Source organism: Pseudomonas fluorescens group sp. (genome assembly GCF_020093335.1).
Lineage (GTDB): Bacteria > Pseudomonadota > Gammaproteobacteria > Pseudomonadales > Pseudomonadaceae > Aquipseudomonas > Aquipseudomonas petroselini.
The window spans coordinates 12,604-31,365 of the sequence record NZ_JAIOKW010000032.1 but is presented as its reverse complement, the minus strand read 5'-3'; the positions used below and the strand labels follow the sequence as shown (position 1 = coordinate 31,365).

20 protein-coding genes are annotated in these 18,762 nt (G+C 60.4%); 14 read left to right on the top strand and 6 right to left on the bottom strand.

Going from position 1 to position 18,762, the window contains the following annotated elements:
• Window positions 1–44: 44 nt before the first annotated feature.
• The 9 genes from K7431_RS24140 (at window position 45) to K7431_RS24100 (ending at window position 7,667) form a co-directional block, all read left to right on the top strand.
• A complete protein-coding gene (locus K7431_RS24140) occupies window positions 45–1,172 on the top strand; it encodes a branched-chain amino acid ABC transporter substrate-binding protein (RefSeq protein ID WP_012722654.1) in 1,128 nt (375 codons plus the stop codon).
• Between the two features lie 229 nt (window positions 1,173–1,401).
• Window positions 1,402–2,325 carry a high-affinity branched-chain amino acid ABC transporter permease LivH gene (livH, locus tag K7431_RS24135; RefSeq protein WP_003172375.1) on the top strand — a complete coding sequence of 308 codons (924 nt, stop codon included), beginning with the start codon at window positions 1,402–1,404 and terminating at the stop codon, window positions 2,323–2,325.
• The gene (locus tag K7431_RS24130) at window positions 2,322–3,575 is read left to right on the top strand and encodes a high-affinity branched-chain amino acid ABC transporter permease LivM (RefSeq protein WP_012722653.1); all 1,254 of its coding nucleotides are present in this window, start codon (window positions 2,322–2,324) and stop codon (window positions 3,573–3,575) included. The genes livH and K7431_RS24130 overlap by 4 nt, the downstream gene beginning before the upstream one ends.
• Window positions 3,572–4,339 carry a high-affinity branched-chain amino acid ABC transporter ATP-binding protein LivG gene (livG, locus tag K7431_RS24125; RefSeq protein WP_012722652.1) on the top strand — a complete coding sequence of 256 codons (768 nt, stop codon included), beginning with the start codon at window positions 3,572–3,574 and terminating at the stop codon, window positions 4,337–4,339. Before K7431_RS24130 ends, livG begins: the two co-directional genes overlap by 4 nt.
• Window position 4,340: 1 nt before the next feature.
• Window positions 4,341–5,042 carry an ABC transporter ATP-binding protein gene (locus K7431_RS24120; RefSeq protein WP_010212366.1) on the top strand — a complete coding sequence of 234 codons (702 nt, stop codon included), beginning with the start codon at window positions 4,341–4,343 and terminating at the stop codon, window positions 5,040–5,042.
• A gap of 171 nt (window positions 5,043–5,213) precedes the next feature.
• On the top strand, window positions 5,214–5,510 hold the full coding sequence (locus K7431_RS24115) for a BufA1 family periplasmic bufferin-type metallophore (protein WP_012722651.1): 297 nt from the start codon (window positions 5,214–5,216) through the stop codon (window positions 5,508–5,510).
• A 23-nt stretch (window positions 5,511–5,533) separates the two neighbouring features.
• Complete coding sequence (gene bufB / locus K7431_RS24110; RefSeq protein ID WP_012722650.1) at window positions 5,534–6,412, top strand: MNIO family bufferin maturase; 879 nt, start codon at window positions 5,534–5,536, stop codon at window positions 6,410–6,412.
• Window positions 6,409–7,185, top strand: coding sequence for an HvfC/BufC N-terminal domain-containing protein (locus tag K7431_RS24105; RefSeq protein ID WP_012722649.1), 777 nt, complete (start codon window positions 6,409–6,411; stop codon window positions 7,183–7,185). The genes bufB and K7431_RS24105 overlap by 4 nt, the downstream gene beginning before the upstream one ends.
• Window positions 7,182–7,667, top strand: a complete 486-nt coding sequence (locus K7431_RS24100) for a DoxX family protein (RefSeq protein ID WP_012722648.1) — start codon at window positions 7,182–7,184, stop codon at window positions 7,665–7,667. The genes K7431_RS24105 and K7431_RS24100 overlap by 4 nt, the downstream gene beginning before the upstream one ends.
• Here the strand turns inward: K7431_RS24100 and K7431_RS24095 are convergent.
• Entirely contained in the window at window positions 7,664–8,572 is a 909-nt protein-coding gene (locus tag K7431_RS24095) for a LysR family transcriptional regulator (protein WP_012722647.1), read from the bottom strand. The two genes, K7431_RS24100 and K7431_RS24095, sit on opposite strands and share 4 nt — an antisense overlap.
• A gap of 104 nt (window positions 8,573–8,676) precedes the next feature.
• Between K7431_RS24095 and K7431_RS24090 the strand changes: the two genes are divergently transcribed.
• The 3 genes from K7431_RS24090 (at window position 8,677) to K7431_RS24080 (ending at window position 11,765) form a co-directional block, all read left to right on the top strand.
• Window positions 8,677–9,276 carry a short chain dehydrogenase gene (locus K7431_RS24090; protein ID WP_012722646.1) on the top strand — a complete coding sequence of 200 codons (600 nt, stop codon included), beginning with the start codon at window positions 8,677–8,679 and terminating at the stop codon, window positions 9,274–9,276.
• Between the two features lie 96 nt (window positions 9,277–9,372).
• The gene (locus tag K7431_RS24085) at window positions 9,373–10,044 is read left to right on the top strand and encodes a COG3650 family protein (protein ID WP_012722645.1); all 672 of its coding nucleotides are present in this window, start codon (window positions 9,373–9,375) and stop codon (window positions 10,042–10,044) included.
• 107 nt (window positions 10,045–10,151) lie between these two features.
• Window positions 10,152–11,765 carry an NAD(P)/FAD-dependent oxidoreductase gene (locus K7431_RS24080; protein ID WP_012722644.1) on the top strand — a complete coding sequence of 538 codons (1,614 nt, stop codon included), beginning with the start codon at window positions 10,152–10,154 and terminating at the stop codon, window positions 11,763–11,765.
• 61 nt (window positions 11,766–11,826) lie between these two features.
• Here the strand turns inward: K7431_RS24080 and K7431_RS24075 are convergent, their stop codons facing one another.
• Window positions 11,827–12,921 (bottom strand): PLP-dependent cysteine synthase family protein, encoded by a 1,095-nt coding sequence (locus tag K7431_RS24075; protein ID WP_012722643.1) that lies wholly within the window; start codon window positions 12,919–12,921, stop codon window positions 11,827–11,829.
• Window positions 12,922–13,137: 216 nt separating this feature from the next.
• Here K7431_RS24075 and nhaA point away from each other — a divergent pair, with 216 nt between their 5' ends.
• Entirely contained in the window at window positions 13,138–14,313 is a 1,176-nt protein-coding gene (gene nhaA / locus K7431_RS24070; RefSeq protein ID WP_012722642.1) for a Na+/H+ antiporter NhaA, read from the top strand.
• Window positions 14,314–14,729: 416 nt separating this feature from the next.
• Here nhaA and K7431_RS24065 read toward each other — a convergent pair whose 3' ends face one another.
• Window positions 14,730–15,194: a glycine zipper 2TM domain-containing protein gene (locus tag K7431_RS24065; RefSeq protein ID WP_003189251.1), complete on the bottom strand. Its 465-nt coding sequence runs from the start codon at window positions 15,192–15,194 to the stop codon at window positions 14,730–14,732.
• 157 nt (window positions 15,195–15,351) lie between these two features.
• Here K7431_RS24065 and K7431_RS24060 point away from each other — a divergent pair, with 157 nt between their 5' ends.
• The gene (locus K7431_RS24060) at window positions 15,352–15,612 is read left to right on the top strand and encodes a hypothetical protein (protein WP_012722641.1); all 261 of its coding nucleotides are present in this window, start codon (window positions 15,352–15,354) and stop codon (window positions 15,610–15,612) included.
• Between the two features lie 36 nt (window positions 15,613–15,648).
• On the opposite strand, the gene pdxH is transcribed toward K7431_RS24060, so the two are convergent.
• The 3 genes from pdxH to K7431_RS24045 form a co-directional block, all read right to left on the bottom strand.
• Window positions 15,649–16,296, bottom strand: coding sequence for a pyridoxamine 5'-phosphate oxidase (gene pdxH, locus K7431_RS24055; RefSeq protein ID WP_012722640.1), 648 nt, complete (start codon window positions 16,294–16,296; stop codon window positions 15,649–15,651).
• Between the two features lie 27 nt (window positions 16,297–16,323).
• Window positions 16,324–17,469: an OmpA family protein gene (locus K7431_RS24050; protein WP_012722639.1), complete on the bottom strand. Its 1,146-nt coding sequence runs from the start codon at window positions 17,467–17,469 to the stop codon at window positions 16,324–16,326.
• Window positions 17,470–17,612: 143 nt separating this feature from the next.
• On the bottom strand, window positions 17,613–18,758 hold the full coding sequence (locus tag K7431_RS24045) for an EstA family serine hydrolase (protein WP_012722638.1): 1,146 nt from the start codon (window positions 18,756–18,758) through the stop codon (window positions 17,613–17,615).
• Window positions 18,759–18,762 lie beyond the last annotated feature (4 nt).

Genomic DNA, 18,762 nt, shown 5'->3' with positions numbered 1-18,762 from the left:
GGCCGCTAGAACTATAAAAAAGACAACAGCAAGAGTGGAGCACTATGAATAAGGCTACTAAGCAGATTTCCAAACTGTTTGCCGCTATGGTCCTGGCTGGGGTTGCCGGCCATTCGTTCGCAGCCGACACCATCAAGATCGGCATCGCCGGACCTAAGACCGGCCCCGTGACGCAATACGGCGACATGCAATTCATGGGTGCCAAGCAAGCCATCGCCGACATCAACGCCAAGGGCGGCGTCGACGGCAAAATGCTTGAAGCCAAGGAATACGACGACGCTTGCGATCCAAAACAAGCCGTGGCCGTCGCCAACAAAGTGGTCAACGACGGCGTCAAGTTCGTGGTCGGTCACCTGTGCTCCAGCTCCACTCAGCCAGCCTCCGACATCTATGAAGATGAAGGCGTGATCATGATTACCCCGGCGGCTACCAGCCCGGAAATCACCGCACGTGGCTACAAGCTGATCTTCCGCACCATCGGCCTGGACAGCGCGCAAGGCCCAGCGGCCGGCAACTACATCGCCGACCACGTGAAGCCGAAAATCGTTGCCGTCCTGCACGACAAACAGCAATACGGTGAAGGCATCGCCACTGCCGTCAAACAGACCCTCGAGAAAAAAGGCACCAAGGTTGCCGTCTTCGAAGGCCTGAACGCCGGCGACAAAGACTTCTCCTCGATCATCCAGAAACTCAAGCAAGCCAACGTCGACTTCGTCTACTACGGCGGCTACCACCCTGAGCTGGGCCTGATCCTGCGCCAGGCCAAGGAAAAAGGCCTGAACGCCAAGTTCATGGGCCCAGAAGGTGTCGGTAACGACTCCATCTCGCAAATCGCCCAGGGCGCTTCCGAAGGCCTGCTGGTGACCCTGCCGAAATCCTTCGACACCGACCCGGCCAACAAAGCCATCGTTGAAGAGTTCGCCAAGAACAAGCAGGACCCAACCGGTCCATTCGTGTTCCCAGCCTACTCGGCTGTTGAAGTGATCGCTGCCGGCATCACCGCTGCGAAGAGCGAAGACACCGGCAAAGTGGCAGCCGCCATCCACGCGGGCACCTTCAAGACCCCTACTGGCGACCTGAGCTTCGACGCCAAGGGCGACCTGAAGGACTTCAAATTCGTGGTCTACGAATGGCACTTCGGTAAACCAAAAACCGAAGTTTCCCCTCAGTAAGCCAGGCGTTACTGGTCCAACAAGCCCACTGTGAGAGCAGTGGGCTTTGTTTTACGAGGTTTATGGGCCTGACACCCGCGATCCGGGCGCTGGCTCACCTGAAAATCTTAAAACCGTCACCAGCGGTTCGCTGGCAAACGCTTTGTGCAAATGTGCTCACAGAACACAGCACGGGGCCGGAACATGACTCCACCAGTGAAATGCGTATCGGGTTTTTAGGAGCGCTGTAATGCCTGAGATCTATCATTTTTTCCAACAGCTGGTTAATGGCCTGACCATTGGCAGCACCTATGCCTTGATAGCCATTGGCTACACAATGGTTTACGGCATCATTGGAATGATCAACTTCGCCCATGGCGAGGTGTACATGATTGGTTCCTACGTGGCCTTCATCGCCCTTGCCGGGCTGGCCATGATGGGTATCCACTCACTGCCGCTGTTGATGACCGCTGCGTTCCTTGCGTCGATCGTCGTAACCAGTGCCTATGGCTACAGTATCGAGCGCGTTGCCTACCGCCCCTTGCGTGGCAGCAACCGTTTGATCCCGCTGATTTCCGCCATCGGCATGTCGATTTTCCTGCAGAACACCGTATTGCTGTCCCAGGACTCCAAGGATAAATCCATCCCCAACCTGATTCCGGGGAGCTTCTCCTTCGGCCCGGGCGGTGCGGAAGAAGTCCTGATTTCCTACATGCAGATCCTGGTCTTCGTCGTCACCCTGGTGGCCATGCTGGGCCTGACCCTGTTCATCTCCCGCTCCCGTCTGGGGCGCGCCTGCCGGGCCTGTGCCGAAGACATAAAGATGGCCAACCTGCTGGGCATCAACACCAACAACATCATCGCCCTGACCTTCGTGATCGGCGCTGCGCTGGCAGCCGTTGCGGCAGTGCTGCTGAGCATGCAGTACGGCGTGATCAACCCCAACGCCGGTTTCCTGGTGGGCCTCAAGGCCTTTACCGCAGCGGTATTGGGCGGCATCGGCAGCATTCCGGGCGCCATGCTCGGTGGCCTGGTGCTGGGTGTGGCCGAAGCCTTTGGTGCCGATATCTTCGGCGACCAGTACAAGGACGTCGTGGCGTTCGGCCTGTTGGTTCTGGTGCTGTTGTTCCGTCCGACCGGCATCCTGGGCCGTCCGGAGGTTGAGAAAGTATGAGCAGATATCTTAAATCGGCGTTTTTCAGCGCCTTGCTGGTCTGGGCCGTGGCGTTCCCGGTACTGGGCCTCAAGCTGAGCATTGTCGGCATCAACCTGGAAGTGCATGGCACCGGTCCCGTGACCCTGACCATCATCGCGCTGTGCTCGGTGTTGATGTTCCTGCGCGTGCTGTTCACCCAGCAGGTCGGTGCACTGTTCAAGTCCAACCGTGGCCCACTGGTGTCGCCCAAGGTCAGCCAATTCCTGACCCTGCCACGCACCCAGCGCTACATCATCATCGGCCTGATCGTCGCCGCGTTGATCTGGCCATTCTTCGGCTCGCGCGGTGCGGTTGATATCGCCACCCTGATCCTGATCTACGTATTGCTGGGCCTGGGCCTGAACATCGTGGTGGGCCTGGCCGGTCTGCTTGACCTCGGTTATGTCGGCTTCTACGCCGTGGGTGCCTACACCTACGCACTGCTGTCGCACTACCTGGGTTGGAGCTTCTGGATCTGTCTGCCGCTGGCAGGCATGGCGGCGGCCACGTTCGGCTTCCTGCTGGGCTTCCCGGTACTGCGCCTGCGCGGTGACTACCTGGCGATCGTGACCCTGGGCTTCGGTGAAATCATCCGGCTGTTCCTGCGTAACCTCACCGATATCACCGGTGGGCCGAACGGCATCAGCAGCATTCCCAAGCCGACGTTTTTCGGGCTGTCGTTCGACCGTACCGCCGCCGAGGGCATGCAGACGTTCCACGAATATTTCGGGATCGACTACAACCCGGTGAGCAAAGTGGTATTCCTGTACCTGGTGGCGCTGCTGCTGGCACTGGCGGCACTGTTCGTGATCAACCGCCTGCTGCGCATGCCGATCGGCCGCGCCTGGGAAGCACTGCGCGAAGATGAAATCGCCTGCCGCGCCCTGGGCCTCAACCCGACCATCATCAAGCTCTCCGCCTTTACCCTGGGTGCTGCGTTCGCCGGTTTCGCCGGCAGCTTCTTTGCCGCTCGGCAAGGTCTGGTCACGCCGGAGTCGTTCACCTTTATCGAGTCGGCGATCATCCTCGCCATCGTGGTACTGGGTGGCATGGGCTCGCAACTGGGCGTGATCCTGGCTGCGATCGTGATGATCCTGCTGCCGGAAATGATGCGTGAGTTCAGCGAATACCGCATGTTGATGTTCGGCGCCATGATGGTGCTGATGATGATCTGGCGTCCTCAAGGCCTGCTGCCCATGCAACGTCCACACATGGAGCTGCGCAAATGAGCCGCGAGATCCTGAAAGTCGAAAACTTGAGCATGCGCTTCGGCGGCTTGCTGGCGGTCAATGGCGTGGCCCTGACCGTGAAAGAGAAACAAGTGGTTGCGTTGATCGGCCCGAACGGCGCCGGCAAGACCACGGTGTTCAACTGCCTCACCGGTTTCTACAAGCCGAGCGGTGGCAGCATCCTGCTCGACGGCCAGCCGATCCAGGGCCTGGCCGGTCACGAGATCGCCCGCAAGGGCGTGGTGCGGACCTTCCAGAACGTGCGCTTGTTCAAGGACATGACGGCGGTCGAGAACCTGCTGATCGCCCAGCACCGTCACTTGAACACCAACTTCTTCGCCGGCCTGTTCAAGACCCCCGCGTTCCGCAAAAGCGAGCGCGAGGCCATGGAGTACGCCGAGTACTGGCTGGACAAGGTCAACCTGACCGAGTTTGCCAACCGCCCGGCCGGCACCCTGGCCTACGGTCAGCAACGCCGCTTGGAAATCGCCCGTTGCATGATGACCCGCCCACGGATCCTCATGCTCGACGAACCAGCGGCCGGCCTGAACCCCAAGGAAACCGAAGACCTCAAGGCGCTGATCGGCGTGTTGCGTGAGGAAAATAACGCCACGGTGTTGTTGATCGAACACGACATGAAACTGGTCATGAGCATTTCCGACCACATCGTGGTGATCAACCAGGGCACGCCGCTGGCCGACGGGACGCCGGAGCAGATCCGCGACAATCCTGAAGTGATCAAAGCCTATTTGGGGGAAGCGTAAAATGCTGCAATTCGAAAACGTTTCCACTTTCTACGGCAAGATCCAGGCCCTGCACAGCGTCAACGTAGAAGTGCGCCAGGGTGAAATCGTCACGCTGATCGGTGCCAACGGCGCCGGCAAGTCGACCTTGCTGATGACCCTGTGCGGTTCGCCCCAGGCCCACAGCGGCAGCATCCGCTACATGGGTGAAGAGCTGGTGGGCCAACAGTCGTCGCAGATCATGCGCAAGAGCATTGCGGTGGTGCCGGAAGGCCGTCGGGTGTTTTCGCGCCTGACCGTGGAAGAGAACCTGGCCATGGGCGGGTTCTTTACCGACAAGGGCGACTACCAGGAGCAGATGGACAAGGTGCTGCACCTGTTCCCACGCCTCAAGGAACGCTTCAGCCAGCGCGGTGGCACCATGTCCGGCGGCGAGCAGCAAATGCTCGCCATCGGCCGTGCGCTGATGAGCAAGCCCAAGCTGCTGCTGCTGGACGAACCTTCACTGGGCCTGGCGCCGATCATCATCCAGCAGATCTTCGACATCATCGAACAACTGCGCAAGGACGGTGTGACGGTGTTCCTGGTGGAGCAGAACGCCAACCAGGCGCTGAAAATCGCTGACCGTGCCTATGTGCTGGAAAACGGCCGGGTGGTGATGCAGGGTACGGGCGAGCAGTTGCTGACGGATCCGAAAGTGCGTGAGGCGTATCTGGGCGGCTGATAAAGCCGATCGGAAAAAACCATGAGAGGAGCCGGGAAACCCGCTCCTCTTTTTTTTGCGGAAAAACAAAAGATTTTCCCTACAGGCTTGTAACGATTTTCTCCGTACCGTCTCTAGAGGTGTACGCAGGCACCCATGCCTGCCACCTCAACCCACTGCTGGAGATACACCATGACTACCAAACTGTCCGCCGCTACCCTCGTACTGGCACTCGGTTCGGCCTTGAGCCTGTCCGCGCTGACCACCACCGCACACGCAGCCGACGACATGCAGAAATGCTTCGGTGTCGCCGAAGCGGGCAAAAACGATTGCGCCGCAGGCGCCGGCACTTCCTGCGCCGGCACCTCGAAAACCAAAGACCAGGCCAACGCCTGGAAACTGGTCCCAGCCGGCACCTGCCTCAAGACCCCAAGCTCCACCTCGCCGACCGGCTTCGGCCAGGAAGCAGCCTTTACCGCCAAGTCCTGATCCCTCGCGAAACCTGAGTACTGATGATGACTCTTTCATCCCTGCAAGCCGTCTCCCAGGCTCAGGCGCCCGGCCTCCCACGCAGGGCCGGGCTAGGGCTCAAGCACGAGCACTTCGTTGAAGTGCTCGAAACCGCACCCGATATCGGTTTTTTTGAAGTGCATGCCGAAAACTACATGGTGGCCGGCGGCCCGTTTCATCACTACCTGGGGCTGATCCGCGAGCAGTACCCGCTGTCATTGCACGGTGTGGGCCTGTCCATCGGGGGCGAAGGACCGCTGAACCGTGAGCACTTGGCGCGGTTGGCCACGCTGATCGAGCGCTATCAACCCCACTCCTTTTCCGAACACCTGGCGTGGTCCAGCCACGGCCCGGTGTTCCTCAATGACCTGTTGCCCCTGGCCTACGACAGCGCCACCCTGCAACGGGTGTGCGAACACGTGGACCAGGTACAGAGCACCCTCAAGCGGCCGATGCTGCTGGAGAACCCGTCGACCTACCTGCAGTTCCAACGCTCAACCCTGGAAGAGACCGATTTCATAAGCGAGATCATTCGCCGTACCGGGTGCGGCCTGTTGCTGGATGTGAACAACGTCTACGTGTCGTGCATCAACCACCAGCTCAACCCACTCGCCTACATCGATGCCCTGCCGTTGCACGCCGTGGGTGAAGTTCATCTGGCCGGTTTCGCCGAAGACGCTGACAGCCTGGGCGACCGCCTGTTGATCGATGACCACGGTTCGCCCATCGATAACGCCGTGTGGCAGCTCTACGAACAAGTACTGGCACGCATCGGCCCGATGGCGACGCTGATCGAACGGGACAATCAGTTGCCGGCGTTCAGCGTGCTGCTGACGGAAGCTGAACAGGCCGACTGGCATCTTTCACAGGTGATCCCATGAGCCTTCATGACGACTTCACCGCGGCCTTGCTGGCGCCGGAACAGGCGTGTCCGGATGGTTTGTTCAGCAGTAACGGTGCCGATCCAGCCAGTCGCTTCGCGGTATACCGCAACAATGTGCACAGCGCGTTGATCAACGCATTGGTGACGGCATACCCGGTGACGCTGCAACTGGTGGGCGATGAATTCTTTCGCGCAATGGCGAGCGTCTACGTCCAGGGGCACGCGCCGACCAGTCCATTGATCAGTGAGTACGGCAGCACGCTCGCCGATTTCATCCAGGGCTTCGAACCGGCGGCCAGCGTGCCCTACCTGGCAGATATTGCCCGCCTGGAACGCTTGCGGGTTTGCGCGTATCACGCGAGCGACAGCCACCCCTTGGATCAACAGGCCGTGCTGCTGGCATTGCAAGATCAAGCAGACCTGGGAGCGCTGCGCCTGCAACTGCACCCGTCCGTGGGCACCCTGGACTCCGCGTATGCGGTCGTGACGGTGTGGGCGGCGCACCAGACCGAGGGCGGCCTGGCGACCCTGGACCCGTGGAACGCCCAGAGTGCGCTGGTATTGCGCCACGGCCTGGAGGTCAGGGTTTTCGCCATCAATCGAAGTTCAGTGGCGTTTATCAACAGCCTGGCCCAAGGCCTGACCTTAGAAAAAGCCGTGGAACACGCGCTCGATGCGTCACCCGACTTCGATCTGCACCGATGCCTCACGCTGCTGATCAGCCACAGCGCCATCACTCATTTGCATCTAAAACACAAGGTATCGCCATGAACACTCACCCTTCATACCTGATCAAACGGGTCATCCAACTCTTCGAGCAAATTCCCTACAGCCTGATTGCCTTTGTCGCGCGCTTTTCCATTGCCGCGGTGTTCTGGAAATCCGGGCAAACCAAAGTCGAAGGCTTTGCCATTGATTTGATCAGCGGTACTTTCCAGCTCGGCACACCGAAACTGGCGGCTTCGACACTGCCGCTGTTTCGCAGTGAATACCATGTGCCGCTGCTTTCGCCTGAAGTGGCGGCACCTATGGCTGCGTTTGCCGAACACTTTTTCCCGGTGCTGATCCTCGTCGGGTTCGCCACGCGCTTTTCGGCCTTGGCCCTGATCGGCATGACCCTGGTGATTCAGCTGTTTGTCTACCCGGACGCCTACCCGACTCATGGCACCTGGATTGCGCTGCTGTTACTGCTGGTGGCCAAAGGGCCGGGACGTGTGTCCATCGATCACCTGATCGCCCGTCGCTACGCTTAAAGCCGATCCAGCGCCTCGCCACTGCGCTTGAACCAATCCACCAGGTAGTCGGCCAACACCTGGGTGCGACGCGGCAGGCCGCCCTGATAGGGGTGCACCAGGTACATCGGCATGCTCCGCGTCTGATAATCGCGCAGGAGCCAACGCAATCGGCCGTCAGCCAATTCCGCCGGCAGTACATAGGATGGCAGGCGCGCGATACCCGCGCCCACCAGCGCGGCCTTTTTCAACAGGTTGTAGTGATTGGAGGCAAAGGTGCCACTGACCCGCACCCGCAACAATTCGTGCTGCTGGTGGTACAACCACTCCTCGCGACCGCTGTAGTGACTGTTGAGCAGGCAGATATGCGCGGCCAGGTCAGCCGGCGTCTCGGGTTCACCATAGTGCTCGAGGTAGGCCGGGCTGGCGCAGGTCATCTCATGCCAGGCCAGCAACGGCTTGGCCACCAGGCGCTCGTTTTCAATCGCGCCTGAGCGTACGCCCAGGTCAAAGCCGTCCCGGGCCAGATCACGGTAGCGGTTGTTGAGCTCCAGCTCGATCTGCACCTGCGGATACTGTTTGGAAAACTCCAGTAACAAGCCATCGAAAAAGGTTTCGCCCAGCGACACCGGAACCGTCATACGCACAGGCCCGGCCAGGTCATCCTTAAGCCGAGCCAGTGCCTGGCGGGCGCGATCCACTTGCACCACCAATGCCTGGGCCTGGGGCAGCAATGCCGCACCCGCAGCAGTCAGGCTGAGTTTGCGCGTGGTGCGATGCAGCAATACCACGGAAAACTGCGCCTCCAACTGGCTGATCCGCTTGGACAGCTGCCCTTTGCTGCAGCCCAGTTGCTCGGCGGCCAGGGTGAAACTACCGGCTTCTATCAGTACGGCAAAGGCCGCCAGATCATCCATCTCGCTCATGGATTGTTTCCATTTGAAAACCAAAGGTTGCCTATTAGCACGTTTATCCACCCAAAAAGCCACTCTAGACTGACCCTTCACTTAAACCCTGGAGGAACAGCACCATGAAAATCCTATTGATTGGCGCCAGCGGCACGATTGGCTCGGCGGTCAAGACCGAACTCTCTCAGCGTCACGAAGTGATCAGCATCGGCCGCAGCGGCGGCGACTTCCGGGTGGATATCAGCGACAGCGCCTCAATCCGTACACTGTTCGAACAGACCGGCAAGTTCGATGCCCTGATCTGCGCAGCCGGCAGCGTGAACTTCGTGCCGCTGGGCGACATGCGCGAAAGCGACTTCGAGCTGGGCCTGCGTGACAAGCTGATGGGTCAAGTCAACCTGCTGCTGATCGGGCGTGAATATGCCAACGACGGCGCCTCGTTTACCTTCACCAGCGGCATTCTCAACCGCGACCCGATCCGCACCGGCGCTTCGGCTTCGTTGGTCAATGGCGCCATTGACGCCTTCGTAAAAGCCGCCGCAATCGAATTGCCGCGCGGCCTGCGCGTCAACTCCGTCAGCCCGACCGTGCTGTTGGAAGCCATGGGCAGCTATGCGCCGTACTTTCGTGGCTACAAACCGGCGCCCGGAGCCGAGGTGGCATTGGCCTACGCGAAAAGTGTCGAAGGCTTGCAGACGGGTCAGACCTTTATCGTTGGTTAAATCGGATGCCTGTCGGAATTGACTGAAGCTGGCGACCGGGGTTGTGATGCAACGCAGGTCTGCGTAACGTGGCGGCACTTGTCTGGAGACCCGATAATGCGTGCCGCCCATAGCCTTGCCCTGTTTGCCTTGCTTCCCCTGTTCGCCGCCTGCCAGATGTTCGACAGCGAGCCGGCAAAGCCCTCTCTCGCGGGACTGACCCGTATGCAGGGCGAACTCACGGCGGTCGGCGGCAAACTGTTGTTCCAGCCGTGCAACGACAAACGCAACTACGTGGTCAACGACACCAGCGGCACCAGCGTCCTGCAGGAGGCGGCCTCCTTGGCCGGCCAGCAAGGTGCGCTGTTCGCTGACCTGCGTGGCCAGTTCTCCGGCGTTGCCAGCGGCACCCAGGGCAGCGTGGACCTGCAACAGCTCTACCGCATGGAGCGCTCGACCTCGGCCTGCAACGACCCGGACTTCAAACGCACGATCCTGCGCGCCAATGGCCACAACCCGGCCTGGTCGATGAACGTCACCGCCAAGGGCATGGTGCTGCAGCGCGAAGGCCAGCCGCCACTGGCGGTGCCTTATGTGGAAGAGCAAATCGGCGAAGGCCGCTTCAACCTCATGACCGAAGCCAACAACCAGAAAGTCGAACTGTGGGTAGCCCCGCAGCGTTGCGTCGACCCGGTCAGCGGCAGCCTGCAGCACATGAGCGCCGAGTTGCGCGTCAACGGCCAGGTGCAACGGGGTTGCGCAGCGTTTGGCGGTTCGCGCGACGACTGACTGGGCCCCTGTGCTTTTTTAACCTGACGGGAAACGGCCTTTGGGGCTTATAATCGCCGGTTTGCAAAACAGCCGGCCTCATTGCCCGCCGCCCACCGGATCCTGTCATGTTACGAATCACCGAACTCAAGCTGCCCATCGACCATCCTGAAGAGGACCTGCGGCCTGCCATCGTGCAACGCCTAGGCATCGCCAGCGATGACCTGCTCGACTTCACCCTGTTCAAGCGCAGCTACGACGCCCGCAAGAAGTCGTCGGAGTTGTGCTTCATCTACACCATCGACTTGAACGTGAAAGGCGAAGCCGCCCTGCTGCTCAAGTTCGCCGATGACCGCAACGTCAACACCGCACCGGACGTCAGCTACAAAGTCGTGGGCCATGCGCCGCAAGGCCTGACAGAACGCCCTATCGTCGTCGGCTTCGGCCCCTGCGGGATCTTCGCCGGGCTGTTGCTGGCGCAGATGGGCTTCAAGCCGATCATCCTCGAGCGCGGCAAGGAAGTGCGCCAGCGCACCAAGGACACCTGGGGCCTGTGGCGCAAAAGTGTGCTCAACCCCGAGTCCAACGTGCAGTTCGGTGAAGGCGGCGCCGGGACCTTTTCCGACGGCAAGCTGTACAGCCAGATCAAGGACCCGAAATTCCACGGTCGCAAAGTCCTGCACGAGTTCGTCAAGGCCGGCGCGCCGGAAGAAATCCTTTACGTCAGCAAACCACACATCGGCACGTTCCGCCTGACCGGCGTGGTAGAAAACATGCGCGAGCAAATCATCGCCCTCGGCGGTGAAGTGCGCTTCGAACAGCGGGTGACCGACGTACTGATCGAAGACGGCCAATTGAACGGCGTGGTCGTCGATGGCGGCGAGCAAATCCTCTCCAAGCACGTGATCCTGGCCCTGGGCCACAGCGCCCGCGACACCTTCCGCATGCTCCATGGTCGTGGCGTGTACATGGAAGCCAAGCCGTTCTCGGTGGGCTTCCGCATTGAACACCCGCAATCGCTGATCGACGCCGCACGCCTGGGTAAGTATGCCGGGCACCCGAAGCTCGGCGCCGCCGACTACAAGCTGGTGCACCACGCCAAGAACGGCCGCTCGGTCTACAGTTTTTGCATGTGCCCAGGCGGTACCGTGGTCGCAGCCACGTCAGAGCCGAACCGCGTCGTGACCAATGGCATGAGCCAGTACTCGCGTAACGAGCGCAATGCCAACTCGGGCATCGTGGTCGGTATCACGCCTGAGGTGGATTATCCGGGTGGCCCGCTGGCAGGTATCGAATTGCAGGAGCGCCTGGAGTCCCACGCCTACATTCTCGGCGGCAGCAACTATGAGGCGCCCGCGCAGTTGGTCGGTGATTTCATCGCCGGCAAGCCGTCCACGGCGATTGGCAGTGTGGAACCGTCCTACAAACCCGGCGTGTCCCTGGGTGACCTCGCCCTGGCCTTGCCGGACTTCGCCATCGAGGCGATCCGCGAAGCGTTGCCTGCGTTCGAGAAGCAGATCAAGGGCTACTCGCTGCACGATGCGGTGTTGACCGGTATCGAGACGCGTACCTCATCGCCGCTGCGGATTACCCGCAACGAATCGATGCAGAGCTTGAACGTGAAAGGCCTGTTCCCGGCCGGTGAAGGTGCGGGTTATGCCGGTGGGATTCTGTCGGCGGGTGTGGATGGGATTCGGATTGCCGAGGCATTGGCCCGGGATATGTTGGGCATCGAAGCCTAAAACACCGCGATCCAAATGTGGGAGGGGGCAAGCCCCCTCCCACATTTTGCTTTGTGTCGGGTCAGATATTTGCGCGCAAGATCGTGTCGGGCAACGGCTCACCCCGCTCAACACTGGCCGCAACAGCCGCAATCAAACCGTCCAATTCATACCCCTGCCCCGCCAGCCACGCCGGGTCGTAGTAGGTCGTGGCGTAGCGCTCGCCCCCATCACACAAGATCGCCACGATCGAACCCGACTCCCCTGCCGCTTTCATTTGCTGCGCCGCCACCAGCGCGCCAATCAGGTTGGTCCCACTGGAACCGCCGACCCGTCGCCCCAGCCGCTCGGCCAGGTAATGCATGGCCGCCAGCGACAACGCATCCGGCACCTTGACCATCGCATCAATCACCTTGGGCAAAAACGACGCCTCGACCCGTGGCCGGCCAATGCCTTCGATGCGCGAACCGCAGTCCAGGCGCAAGCTCGCATCGCCACTCTGATAAAAATCAAAAAACACCGATCGCTCGGCATCGGCGCACAGCACGCGGGTGCAATGCTGGCGGTAGCGCACGTAGCGACCGAGGGTCGCGGTGGTGCCGCCGGTGCCGGGGCTGGAGATCAACCAGCTCGGTTCCGGATGCTGCTCGAAGCGCATCTGCTGGAAGATCGACTCGGCGATATTGTTGTTCGCTCGCCAGTCGGTGGCGCGCTCGGCGTAGGTGAACTGGTCCATGAAATGTCCGCCGCTTTCCTGGGCCAGGCGTTCGGACTCAGCGTAGATCTGCGTCGGATCCTGCACCAGGTGGCTCTTGCCGCCATAGAAGGCAATCTGCGCGATTTTTTCCTGGGAGGTGGTGGCCGGCATCACCGCAATAAACGGCAAACCCAGCAGGCGCGCAAAGTAGGCTTCGGAAATCGCCGTCGACCCGCTGGACGCCTCAATCACCGGCGCCCCCGGCTTGAGCCAGCCATTGCACAGCGCATACAGGAACAGCGAGCGCGCGAGTCGATGCTTGAGGCTGCCGGTGGGGTGGCTGGACTCGTCCTTGAAATACAACTCGATACCCTGCAATCCCGGCAACGGCAAGGGGATCAGGTGCGTGTCGGCGCTGCGCTGGAAGTCGGCTTCAATGATGCGAATGGCTTCGCGGGCCCAGGGACGGTGGTCGCTCATGGAGGTTTTCTCTAAGGATTTCGGCTTTGATTCTAGGGGGTTTCCTACACGCCACACAGGTACAGTAACGGCACGTTTGGACACACAATTGCTAGGCTTAAGCACAACCTCATCCCAGCGCGCCGCTTATAACAAATAAGAATATAACTTTTGTTTTAACAACTAACGGTACGGGTTAGGGTACCCACCTATTGAATCCGGATTGGAGAGCATCCCTTGGCTCTGCGTAGCACTTTCACCCGTTTCTTCCAGCTGGAAGCCGCCAGTGGCCTGTTATTGATCGCGGCTGCGGCGCTGGCGCTGATTATTAACAACTCGCCTTTGTCACATCTGTACAACGCGTTTCTCGATGTACCGGTGGTGGCACAGATTGGCGCGTTGAAAATCGCCAAGCCAGCCCTGCTATGGATCAACGATGGCCTGATGGCCTTGTTTTTCCTGTTGATCGGCCTGGAGGTCAAGCGCGAGTTGCTCGACGGCCACCTGTCGAAACCCTCGCAAGTGGTGTTGCCAGGCGCAGCGGCCATCGGCGGCATGGTCGTGCCGGCCCTGATCTATTGGGCGATCAACAAGGACTACCCGGCTGCGCTTTCCGGCTGGGCGATTCCCATGGCCACCGACATTGCATTCGCCCTCGGCGTCCTCGCCCTGCTGGGCAAGCGCGTGCCGGTGTCGCTGAAACTGTTCCTGATGACCCTGGCGATCATTGACGACCTGGGCGCGATCATCGTGATCGCTATTTTCTATTCCGCCGACCTGTCCGGTGCCGCCCTGGCAGGTGCAGGTGCGTGCTTGATTGCCTTGATCGCGATGAACCGCCTGGGTGTGATCAAGCTCGGACCGTACCTGATTATTGGGCTGATCCTGTGGGTGTGCGTACTCAAGAGCGGCGTGCACGCGACGCTCGCCGGTGTGACGTTGGCATTCTGCATCCCGATGCGCACCAAGAACGCCGAGCCGTCGCCATTGCTCACGCTGGAGCAGGCCCTGCACCCGTGGGTGGCCTACGCCATCCTGCCGCTGTTCGCCTTCGCCAACGCCGGCGTGTCCCTGACCGGCGTCAGCCTGGAAAGCTTCACTCACCATGTGCCTATGGGCATCGCCGCGGGCCTGTTGATCGGCAAGACCGTTGGTGTGTTCGGGCTCACTTGGCTGGCCATCAAGACCGGCATCGCCGCCCTGCCCAACGGCGCAAATTGGGGCCAGGTGTTTGGTGTGGCGATCCTGTGCGGTATCGGCTTTACCATGAGCCTGTTTGTGGGTTCGCTGGCATTTGTGCCGGGTGCCAGTGAGTTCGCGGGTGAGGACCGGATGGGGATTTTGACCGGTTCGATACTGGCGGCGTGTATGGGTTATGCGGTGACGGCAATGGCGAGTCGCAAGAAGGCCTGATACGCCCGACGAAGCATACTCACTGTGGCGAGGGAGCTTGCTCCGGCTGGGCTGCGCAGCGGCCCCAGAGCGTTTACCGCGATTGTGGTGCTATATCGCTTACCCAACAGGGGCCGCTTCGCGCCCCAGCGGGAGCAAGCTCCCTCGCCACAGGTCGTGCAAACTTCGACATACTCGGCCCTCCTAACGCTGGGCCTTACCTCCAGCGCACTTACCGAAACACGTGAGCCCTTGGATGCAGGTCAATGCATCTTTGAAGTCGCAGCCCCGTCAATAATGGGGTTCGCAATAAAAAACCGCCCTACTAAGGCGGTTTTTTTGCCTGCATTTTTTGCAATTCAACCCGGCCACACCCCATAAAACCAAAAACCCCAACCGGTCACCCGGCTGGGGTTTTGTGTTTCTACAACCAGCGTTTAACGCGTAACGCGGCTGGTACCATCAACGGTCATGATGCGTACGCGGTCACCAATGCGGAAGATTTCATTCTCCTGCACGGCCTGCACGTAGGCGCGCATGCTGCCATCGTCTTCGCGAACGGTGATTTCCACACCTTGGGTGCGGGTCAGGCCTTCTTCGGTGGCCGAACCCAGCAGGCCGCCGGCGACGGCGCCGATCACGGCGGTCACGATGCTGCCACGGCCACCGCCGATGGCGCTGCCGCCAACGCCGCCGATGACTGCGCCTGCAGCGCCGCCGATTGGGGTCTTGGTGCCTTCGATTTTCACCGGACGCAGGGATTCGATGGTGCCCATGCGCACGGTCTGCACACGACGCGCTTCGTCACGGGAGTACGAGTCGCCGGTCAGACTCGAGGCGCAGCCACCCAGCAGCAACGACAGGGTGGTAAAGCAGGCAACCAGTAAAACGGACTTACGCATAGCATCAACTCCAAAGGACAGGTGTTCATTAAACGCTGCAGCTTGACGCCTGTCACGGCAAGCCCCACAGAAAATTGCTTTCATTCAGCCTTAGTACAGACTGCCCGCACCAGAAAACTCGACGAACGGTAGCACTTCTCTCGTAGCCAGGACCTTCATGGATTACTTCATCATTGTAGTCACAACCCTTGCCGGCCTGTATTTCCACGGCTGGTTGTACCTGCGCATCAAGCGCTGGATGGACCGTGATCTCGCACTGTCCATGGCAGGCAATGATCTACACAAGCGTGCCTTCATGCTCAAGCAGCTGGAGAGGGCCCGCACATTGAAAATCAAACGGGCAGACTTGCCGCACTGGTTGAAGAATGCCGCACAGCAATACACGCCTGAAGTCTCTGTCCAAGAGACTTCAGGGTGATGGGCAACATTCAAGCGAAGTGACGAAAGGTGCAGCTCAGGGTGCCAGACGCTCGCGCGTCCACTGGGAGTCTTGCAGGCGGTAGTTCAGGCGATCATGCAGGCGGCTGGCGCGGCCTTGCCAGAACTCGATGCGCTCGGGCAACAAACGATAGCCACCCCAATGCTCCGGGCAATCGGGCTGGGTATCGCTGAAACGTTGCTCGGTGGCCTTGAGCAGGTCCTGCAGTTCTTCCCGGTCACGAATGACCTGACTCTGCGGAGAAGCCCATGCCCCCAGGCGGCTGCCCAGCGGACGGACCTGATAATAAGCGTCCGACTCCTCAGGGGTGACCTTGACCACCCGCCCCTCGATGCGCACTTGGCGCTCCAGGGTCGGCCAGAAAAACGTCATGGCCGCAAACGGCCGTGCCGCGAGCTGTTGGCCCTTGGCACTCTGATAGTTGGTGAAGAAGGTAAAGCCCTGCGCGTCCAGGCCCTTGAGCAACAGGATGCGACAGTGCGGGCGACCGTCCTGGTCGACCGTGGCCAAGGTCATGGCATTGGCCTCCACCGGTGGCTGCTCGGTCTTAACCGCGTCAGCAAACCACTGGTGGAATAAGGCAAACGGCTCGTCCGGGGCCTGGGCCTCGCTCAAACCATCCCGTGTGTAGTCACGGCGCATATCGGCCAGTGCCTGGGTCATGCGGCTTTATCCTTGTGGTTCAGCGGCTCAGTTTTTTGCCTGGTCAGTGGCCGGTGCAGCGGCCTTGGCTTTGGCTGGAGCCGGTTTTTTCGCAGCGGGCTTGGCCGGGGCTTTTTTAGCGGCTGGCTTGGCGGCGGCTTTCTTGGCAGGCGCCTTTTTGGCCGGGGCCTTGGCGGCCGGAGCCGGGGCTGGAACGTCCTGCACCGCAACCATTTCGGCGGCAGGCGGGGTCTTGCCCGATTGATACTTGCTCAGCAGCGCCAGCATGGTGGTGCGCTGGGTGAACATGATTTCCATACGACGGTTCAGGGCACGGCCCTGGTTGCTGTCGTTGGCGGCACGTGGCATCAGGTCGCCCATGCCACGCAGCATCAGACGATCCTGCTTCAAGCCGCTGAGGCTGAAGATCGAGGCGATGGATTGCGCACGTTCCTTGGTCAGCGCCTGGCTGGCCGGGGCGGTGCCGGTGGCATCGACATGGCCCAATACCAGTACGGCGGTCTTCGGATCGGCTTCAACGGCCTTGGCGACGCGAGTGAAGGGACCGAGGGTGACCGGCAGCAACATCGCTGGACGTTTCGGGTTGTAGGAACCGTCTACCGGGGCAATCACCACCAGCACGTTGTCGCGACGCTCAAGTTGCAGGTTGCTGTCCTTGATGGCGGCGCGCAGACGCGGCTCATAGTCGTCCAGCCAGGCTTGGGTGATTTTCGGATCGGGCATCGGCACGTTGGTCACATCGACCTTGGCCAGTGGCTTGGGCTTGCTTTCGAACGGCCACCACCAGTGGGTTTCAGTGTCGTTCTTAGCGACCGCAGGGGCAGGTTCCGCGGCCTTGAGGTCGGCTTTCAGGTCGGCCTTGGCATCGGCGGCCTTTTCGTCGGCGGTCTTGGAAGAGAACGGCCACCAGCTGGAGCCAGTATCGGCCTTGGCAGCAGGCGCCGGAGCCGGAGCCGGCGCAGCAGCGGCAGCTGCTACCGGTGCGGCAGGCTTGGCGCCAGCAGCTGGCTTGGCATCCGGCTTGGCGTCGGTTTGGGTCACTGTATCTTTGGTCGCGGCCTTATCAGACCCAAATGACCACCAATGCCCGCCCTCGGCATCATTTTGTGGAGTTTGTGCGCAGCCGGTAATAGTGAGGCATAGCGCCAGTGCCAAGGACTTGTTCGATAACATGAGATATCCACAAAATGAGAAAAGAAACGGGGGTCTGTGTGACCCATTAAACAGACGCTTACAGAACATTAAAGTTACATCATTTCGTTCAGCGCCTTCTTATACTTGCCTTTGTAACAAAAAAACGTGAAACAGCAAGGGGTTTACAGACAACCGGCCAATATTCCGACCAACTTCTGTGCCCGTGGGTCCATAAGTACGTAAGGCCCCAATGTATTAGTCACGAAACCAAATGCTACATCATGCTCAGGGTCGGCAAAGCCGACCGAACCACCGGCACCGGGATGCCCGAAAGCACGCGGGCCAAGGCCGAAGGTGGCGTTGGGCAGTTGCGGTTGGTCCAACATGCAGCCCAGGCCAAAACGGGTCTGGGTCAATAATGTTTTATCCGGCCCGATACTGTGTTCGCGGGTCAATTGTTCAAGCATGTCGGCTTCGAGCAAACTACCGTCCAACAATCCGCTATAAAAACCCGCCAGGCTGCGCGCATTACCGTGACCATTTGCCGCTGGCTGCTGCATGCGACGCCATTCAGGTTTATTAGTGCTGGTCAGAATAGACGGGGGATTGGCAAAAGCACGCGTCGTCATGGACGCAGGTTCACGCATCATTACTTGCAGTAAACGTTGCGCGGCTTCATCGCCCATGTTGCCTTTACTGCGCGCTATATGGGCGACGCGATAAAACTCTTCATCCGCCAGGCCCACATGGAAGTCCAGCCCCAATGGCCGCGCAACCCGCGCGACGATGGACTCTCCCGGCCCGCGCCCATCGGCACGACGCAACAACTCACCGACCAGCCAGCCGTAGGTGATCGCCTCGTAGCCATGGCCTTGACCTGGCGTCCACCACGGGGCTTCGGCCGCCAGGGTATCGACCATCAGTTGCCAGTCGTAGAGCGCTTCGGTGGGCAGCATCTCGCGGATCGCCGGCAACCCGGCCTGGTGGCAGAGCAACTGGCGCAGCGTGATCGCCTCTTTCCCGGCCGCAGCAAATTCCGGCCAGTAGTGGGCGACCGGTGCATCAAGTTGCAATTTGCCTTCGGCCACCAATTGCAGGGCCGTGACGGCAGTGAAGGTCTTGGTGCAGGAGAACAGGTTGACGATGGTATCGCTGTGCCAGGCCTCGGCACCGTCCTTGTCGGCGGTGCCGGCCCACAGGTCGACAACGGTTTCACCGCCGATCTGGATGCAAAGCGCGGCACCACGCTCCTGCGGGTCTTCGAACAACGCGGCGAAAGCTTCACGTACCGCTTCGAACTGGAGTTCGTAATGACCCTGGATCTGCACCTGA